General features: G+C 45.5%; 5 protein-coding genes. All 5 read right to left on the bottom strand.

Annotated features, from left to right (window positions below; translation table 11 throughout):
* The coding region (locus VIM88_RS06900) for an N-acetylmuramoyl-L-alanine amidase (protein WP_331862154.1) at window positions 1–694 on the bottom strand (694 nt) is incomplete at its 3' end.
* 35 nt (window positions 695–729) lie between these two features.
* On the bottom strand, window positions 730–1857 hold the full coding sequence (locus VIM88_RS06895; RefSeq protein ID WP_331862153.1) for an N-acetylmuramoyl-L-alanine amidase: 1128 nt from the start codon (window positions 1855–1857) through the stop codon (window positions 730–732).
* Window positions 1850–2980: a nitronate monooxygenase gene (locus VIM88_RS06890; protein WP_331862152.1), complete on the bottom strand. Its 1131-nt coding sequence runs from the start codon at window positions 2978–2980 to the stop codon at window positions 1850–1852. The genes VIM88_RS06895 and VIM88_RS06890 overlap by 8 nt, the downstream gene beginning before the upstream one ends.
* Complete coding sequence (tyrS, locus tag VIM88_RS06885) at window positions 2980–4179, bottom strand: tyrosine--tRNA ligase (protein WP_331862151.1); 1200 nt, start codon at window positions 4177–4179, stop codon at window positions 2980–2982. The genes VIM88_RS06890 and tyrS overlap by 1 nt, the downstream gene beginning before the upstream one ends.
* 16 nt (window positions 4180–4195) lie before the next feature.
* Window positions 4196–6319: RelA/SpoT family protein (locus tag VIM88_RS06880; RefSeq protein ID WP_331862150.1), on the bottom strand; the 2124-nt coding region annotated here is incomplete at its 5' end.

The following is a 6319-nucleotide window of genomic DNA, read 5'->3' as shown; positions in this document are numbered from 1 at the left end:
GATAGTCTGATGTAAAGAGTCTTTTTCGCTCTTTGGGGTTGGTGATGTACCCCACTTCTACCAGAATGGAGGGTCTGCTGGCCCCTACAAGGACATAGAACGGTGCCGGCCTGACCCCGCCGTCTTTTACACCACTGTATGTACCGTTTAAATGTTTTATCATATGCTGCTGTACATCGATCGCAAGTTTATGCGACTGTATGATCTTGGGACCGTTCAATACGGCATCGATGATCACATCTTGGCTCAGCTTGTCTGTTCCCATTAGTACAGAGGCATTTTCCCTTGCAGCGATACGTTGGGATTTTTCATCTCTCGTTTTCTGTAAATAGTAGGTCTCTACCCCCTCGACTACATCAAAGCGGCTTTTATCCCCTATGGCATTCGCATGGATGGAGATGAACACCTTGGCATCTTTCTTGTCTGCGATTCTTGTACGTTGTCCCAATGTCAGGAATCTGTCATCACCGCGTGTAAGATGTACCCTGTACCCTTCACTTCTGAACGCATTTTTTAGCTTTTGGGTGATCTGGAGTACCAGATCTTTCTCCAGCTTGCTGTCGCACGATGCACCGGCATCACATCCTCCGTGTCCCGCATCGATCACCACAAGACTGTCTGACCTGTCAACAGTCGGGCCGCCACATCCTACCACGACAAGCAAAGCACCTAACCCCCACAGTATTCTTCTCATTTTTGATCCTATTTTACCCTGCATATATTTTTTGATCATAGATCAATTTCTCTTTTTCGGTTCTCTAGATACATATCTACACCTTCAGCGATACCCTTCACGATAAGTTCCTGGTAACGCGGCATAAAAAGTCTTTTTCGCTCTGTGGGATGGGATATATACCCTACTTCCACCAGTATGGAGGGCCTGCTTGCCCCAACGAGCACCCAGAATGGTGCATGCCTCACCCCACCGTCTTTCACACCTTTGTATCTTGTATGCAGGTTCGTCATCATCCTGCTCTGTACCGCTATGGCCAGCTTATTGGACTCAACGATCTTCGGGCCTGAAAGCACGGAATCAAGGACCACATTACGGCTCAATTGGGTCATCCCTTTCAGTACAGATTTGTTTTCTCTCTCTGCAATACGCTGAGACCTTGCATCCCTTGTGTTTTGCAGGAAAAAGGTTTCCACACCATGTACCTTATTCTGTTTTCTTTTAGGTACAGAATTCGCATGAACAGAGATGAATGCCACAGCATTTTTTGTGTCTGCGATCTTTGTACGCTGCGGAAGCTTTAAAAAACGGTCATCCTTTCGTGTCATATGTACAGGATAGCCGCGCTTTTTAAGTTGTTTCTCCAGTCTCTTGGCAATTTGAAGCACCAAGTCTTTCTCTCTTTTCCCGCCGCCTATTGCACCGGTGTCATGACCACCATGCCCTGCATCTATCACAATAAGATCATGTTTTTTCGATCGTACCGGTTTGGCGCGTTGTATCACTGTTTCAGGTTTTTGGTACCGTTCGGCAGGCAACAGACTGCTGTCTTTGGGCAGTGAAATGTGATAGCTGTTATTTGAAAAAAATGGCTGGTAAGCGATCGGTTTGGTAGATTTATAACCTGTGATCACCACGCGGACCGTATTGGGCGTGTTCTGGGCCAAACGCACGTGTGGTCCCAAACCCAGCGGTACACGACTGTGTGCGATACGTGTATTTTGAAAGTCATAGATCTCTCTATGGGGATTGTTCAGCGTAAAATGTGTGACATGCCTCTTATCGAAGGGCTTCGAAAAGAAAAGACGGAGCTCCCCTTTTTTCACCAGTGCCTTTTCTATCTGAGTAACGCTGGGAAAAAGTAGTGTACTCAGCAGCAGCATTAAAAGAGATAGCCTACTCATTATTGGCATGATCTTTGTAATCTTCTCCATACATCAATTTGTCCATAAGCTCTTTGACCGTAATGATCTCCGTAAGACGATACCCGTTCGCCCCGGTAAAGAAAAGTCCCGTCTCTTTGATTCCGTCATACGCATCCGTAAGCCTGTCTGCAATACAGTACCCTACGATCTTCGCTTCTTCACCGCGATGGCACGGCGCCACACAGTTTGAGATACATGCCACTTTTGGTGCCGTACCTTTTTCTATATCTTCATGCAGCTGTGTTTTTACTCCGCGTGCAGGATATCCTACCGGAGATTTAAAGAGTTTGATATCCTCTTTTTTGGCATGGAGAATAATATCTTTCATCACCTGACTGGTATCACACTCTACGGTACCTATGAAACGTGTACCCATTTGTACCGCATCCGCGCCCAGTTCCATCATTCTCACAATATCATCATGGTCCCATATACCACCCGCGGCGATCACAGGCATGGAACCCCAGTTCTTCGCCTCCTCTACCACAGGAGGCAGTATCGCTTCCAACTGATTTTCAGGCATGAAGCACTCTTCATATTTAAAGCCCTGGTGCCCTCCGCTGAGCGGTCCTTCGACAATGATAGCATCAGGCAGTCTGTCATGTGTCTTTTTCCAACGGCGGCATAAAATCCTCAATGCTTTGGCCGTAGAGACGATAGGCACCAAGGCCACATCCGGATAATCTTTGGTAGCTTCCGGCATCGTCAGCGGCAGTCCGGCACCGGTGATGATGATATTGGCTCCTGCCTTACAGGCATCCTGTACCACACGGTTGTACTCGCTTTGCGCATAAAGCACATTGGCTGCCAAAGGCTTGTCTCCGCATATCTTTCTTGCATTTTCAAAAATTTTCTTCAGTGCAGGGTAAGAGTAAAAATTGATCGCTTCATACGGTCTGTGCTCTTTTCCTACCATCTCTTTGTCATGAAGGAATTTTCTGTTCTTATAGACACCGGTTCCCACGGCAGAGATAACACCCAGGCCACCCTCTTTTGAAACATTGCCTGCCAACTGGTCCCAAGATATACCAACACCCATACCACCCTGAATGATCGGTTTTTCGATGGTATATTTTCCAATTTTAAAAGATTTAAATGGCATTATCCTACCTTCACTTTCGCAAATTTACGTTTCCCTACCTGTAAGATATATTCACCGGCTGCAAGATTCAACTTGTCATCAGAGATCTTTTCCTGATTGACACTGACCGCATTTTGTTTAATGTCTCTTCTCGCCTGGGAAGTAGAAGGTTCTATCCCTGCATCGACCAAGGCCTTGCATATCCATATACCCTCTTCTACTTCTACTTCATTCATATCTGTTGGAAGCTGGTTTGACTTGAAAACGTTGTCAAACTCTTCTTTAGCTAGTGTAGCCAACTCTTTATTATAAAACCTTGTAACGAGTTCAAGCGCCAAATTTTCTTTTGCTATTTTTGGATGCAGTGTACCTTTTTCTACATCCTCTTTCATCGCCGCGATCTCTTGCAGGGATCTTTCGCTCAAAAGTTCATAATAACGCCACATCAGTTCATCTGAGACCGAAAGTGTCTTGGCATAGATATCGTTAGGTTCTTCCGTGATCCCGATATAGTTGTTCAGGGACTTGCTCATTTTCTGTACCCCGTCAAGCCCTTCCAGGATAGGCATCATCAGTACTGCCTGCTCCTTGCCTGTATTATAAACTCGCTGAAGGTGTCTTCCCATCAAAAGGTTGAACTTCTGATCGGTTCCGCCGATCTCGATATCGCTTTTGAGTTCGACAGAATCATATCCCTGCAGCAGCGGATATAAAAATTCTGAAATAGAGATACTCTGTTCATTTTTAAAACGTTTTGTAAAATCATCACGCTCCAGCATACGAGCCACACTGAAGGTGGTGGTCAATGCGACCATCCCGGCAGCACCCAGTCTATTGAGCCAGGTCGAGTTGAATACGACATCCGTCTTATCTTCGTCCAGAATGTTGAACACCTGCTCCTGGTACGTTTTTGCATTGGCCATGATCGTATCATTGTCCAGAATTTTTCTTGTTTCGCTCTTGCCTGTGGGATCACCGATCGTTGCTGTAAAATCACCGATCAGAAGCTGTACTCTGGCCCCATGGTTTTGAAAGACTCTAAGCTTTTGAAGAAGTACCGTATGCCCCAGATGAAGGTCCGCCCCCGTAGGGTCAAAACCTGCTTTGACCGTATAGGTAGTACCGTCCTCATAATATTTTGAAACCAACTTCTCAATACGTTCCATATCTATGATCTCTGCAGTACCTCTGCGTATCTCTTCCAATGCTCTTTCTACCATACTCAGTTTCCTCTATTTATTTGTTATATGCGTCTTCTAAACTTATGATCTCTATGAGTTTAAATTGTTGTGAAATTTTTTCTGCAAGCACGTGCTTCTTAGGCTCGCTGCTCTCTACTTCTATTTGACAGAATTCTGCCTGTTCCGAATTTCGAATCCCCAGTTCTATACTCAAAATATTGAGATCGAGCGTCGAAAGTTTTGCCAGCAGATCCGCCAAGATACCTTTTCGGTTCTGAAGACTTATCGTGAGTCTGTACCTCGAGAGTCTGGAACCGCTCCAACTCACATAGATCATCGGTTCACCCGCTAAGATCTTCTCATAGGCTTTCTTGCACAATTTGTGGTGTATAATAGCTTTACTCCCCTTATAAAATGCAACGATCTGGTCGCCGACCTTGGGATGGCAGCAGTAATCAAACTCTACGCCGTCTATTGGCTTGTTGGTAAAGAATGTAAAGTGCTCCAGTGCTTTGATATAAGGTTTTTTATACCCTTTCTTCAGGAGTTCCCAAAAACGTACTTCTTTCGTACCCATATAGTCTGCGACCTTATGGATGGTCTCTTTGTAATAATCCAGCTGAACCGGTATTTTATAGACAGCATCGGCGTGGTCCATCTGTTCCAGCAGATCTTTCATTGCCATACTCTCCTGTGAGAAGAGCGTACCCAGAATATTGTAGGCGCTCAAGGTATCTGACTCTTTGATCCTTGCCCTGCAGGAACTTCTGATCCCCTCCTTGGCCTTTGATGTCTTTACCGTATCGATCCAGGAGCAGTGAAGGTGCGGTTTATTGTCTTTCACGATCTTCACTATATCCCCGTTCTTCAAAATGGTCAAGAGTGATGCCTTCTGTTTGTTCACCAGTGCTTCTGTTGCATTGATGCCTACTTCTGAGTGGATCGCATAGGCAAAATCAAGTGCGACAGACCCTTTAGGCAGCGTGAAATAATCCCCTTTGGGCGAAAAGACCGTGATATCTTCAGAAAATAGATCCGATTTTGCCAATTCATAGAACTCTTCGATCGATTCATTCTGATAATGCAGACTCTCCAGCCACTCCAGGTTGACACTGTTGTCTCCGTCCTTATATTTCCAGTGTGCAGCAACCCCGTACTCTGCCAGTCTGTGCATCTCTCTGGTCCGTATCTGTGCTTCTACGATCCCCTCTTCATCGAACAGGGTGGTATGAATCGTTTTATATCCATTCTCCTTGGGTACCGCGATATAGTCTTTAAATCTGGAAATCAGAGGGGTGAACTGTAAATGCATCAGCCCGAGCACCCTGTAACAATCAATAGGCTCTTTTACGATCACACGGACCGCCAGCAGATCGAGTACCTCTTCTATACTTACCCCTTTGCGGTGCATCTTGAGATAGATAGAGTAGTAGTGCTTTACCCTTCCGATAATTTCATACTCGCCCTCTTTAAACCCATCTTTATCCATCATCTCTTTTATCTTTTGTATGAAAGTATTGAGCTTGATCTTTAGATTTTGTGCATTGGTTTTAATGTAGATATCTATTTTTTGATAGTCTTCGGGATAGATATAGTAAAAGCTCAGATCTTCCAGATGATTCTTGAGCCTTGAGATACCCAGCCTGTGTGCAATGGGAACATAGACGACCATGGTCTCTTCAGCAATACGTTTCTGTTTCTCTGCACTCAGTGCATCCAGCGTAAGCATATTGTGCAGCCGGTCACACAGTTTAATGACCAGCACACGCACATCCTTGATCGAAGCGATAAGCATTTTTCGGAATGTCAGTGCCGAATTGATAAGCCTTTCGTCTGAGCCGGAGGGGACCAGTTCTTCATCACGTATCTCGACGATCTTGGTCAGCCCTTCGACCATATGTGCGACGTCATCCCCGAATTCACGTTCCAGCTCTTCGATCGTAGCACTTGTATCTTCCACTACATCATGTAAAAGTGCAGCCTGCACCATCATTTCATCATTAGAGATCTTTGCCGTGATCGCTGCAACCAGTATGGGGTGAACAATGTAGGGCTCTCCACTTTTTCTCGTTTGGCCCTGATGAGCTTCAAGTGAAAGCTCTAGCGCCTTGATGGTCGCGGGCAGAGGAGAGGGGAGTTCTTCCCAAAGAAGGGCCTTGGCCTCTTCAATGGTATCTAT

The sequence above is a fragment of the Sulfurovum sp. genome, from assembly GCF_036568385.1.
GTDB lineage: Bacteria > Campylobacterota > Campylobacteria > Campylobacterales > Sulfurovaceae > Sulfurovum.
Note: the sequence above shows the minus strand (reverse complement) of the source record. Positions and strands in the feature narration are given on the sequence as shown.